Genomic DNA, 1,097 nt, shown 5'->3' on the forward strand with positions numbered 1-1,097 from the left:
AGATGGGTATAAGAGACAGCCCACGCCGCCGGCCCGGCCGGCGGCGTGGGCGCACGAGCCGGCAGCGCCGCGCGCAGGGCCGGCCACTGCGACCGGCCGGCCAGCAGCACCCGGCGCAGCGCCGGCCCGAGCACGGGTCCGGCGCTGAGCAGCAGGGCGGCCAGGTTGGCCCACACCCAGTAGGCGTACGGGCGCTCGGCCGCCCAGCCCTGGTAGTACCGCCCGACCACCAGCCGGTACCCCTCCCACCACTCGAAACCGGCCACCACGAAGATCGCCGTCACGGCGACCACCCCGCCGCAGGCGGCGAGCAGCGCGCCCCAGCGGTGGGTGCGGCGCAGCGCCAGCACGGCCAGCGCGAGCACCCCGACCAGCAGGAACCCGTACGACAGGTGCAGCGCGAAGCCGAGCAGCGCGCCGCCGGCCGCGGCCGTGGCCCGGCCGCGGACGGCCAGCAGGGCCAGGCCGGCCGCGACCACGGCGGCGAAGATGCCGTCCGCGGAGGCACCTACCCAGACCGCGCCCGGCAGCAGCACCAGGAACGGGGTCACCGCACGGGCCGCGTCGGCGGCGCCCAACGCCCGCAGGGTCACCGGCACCGACACCGTCACCGTGGCCCCCACCAGCACGCAGGCCAGGGCGGCGGCGGTGCCTCCGCCCAGGCCGACCCGGTCCAGCCAGACGAAGATCAGCAGCGCGCCGGGGGGATGCCCGGCGGTGTGGGTGGACCAGGCGTCCGGCTGGAAGTCCAGGATCCGGCCCGTGAACCCGGCAAGCATCGCCGGGATGTCGGCGACGCCGGGGACCTCGTGCAGATACTCCGCCTGCGGGGTGAGTCGCCGGGTCAGCCCCGCCGACCAGCCGTCCACCAGGGCCAACGACAGCGTCCAGGCCACCGCCGCCAGCCACGCGGCGACCAGCAGGACGCCCCAGCGCGCGGTGCGGGCCCACCGCGCCCCCCAGCCCACCACCACGACGGCGACCAGCACCGCGGCCGGGCTGCCCCAGCCGAGGTGCGGCCGCCAGGTCGCGTACAGGGGGGCGGCGTCGGCGTGCAGACCGGGGCCGCGCGCGTTGAGCAGCACACCCACCAGCAC

At 77.6% G+C, this 1,097-nt stretch carries 1 protein-coding gene; it reads right to left on the minus strand.

Annotated features, from left to right (window positions below):
* Positions 1-1,097, minus strand: a 1,097-nt coding sequence (locus EAD89_RS15390) for a hypothetical protein (protein ID WP_233578711.1), incomplete at its 3' end; no start/stop codon positions are given.

Origin of the sequence: Micromonospora sp. BL4, from assembly GCF_003667505.1 — a bacterium.
GTDB lineage: Bacteria > Actinomycetota > Actinomycetes > Mycobacteriales > Micromonosporaceae > Micromonospora.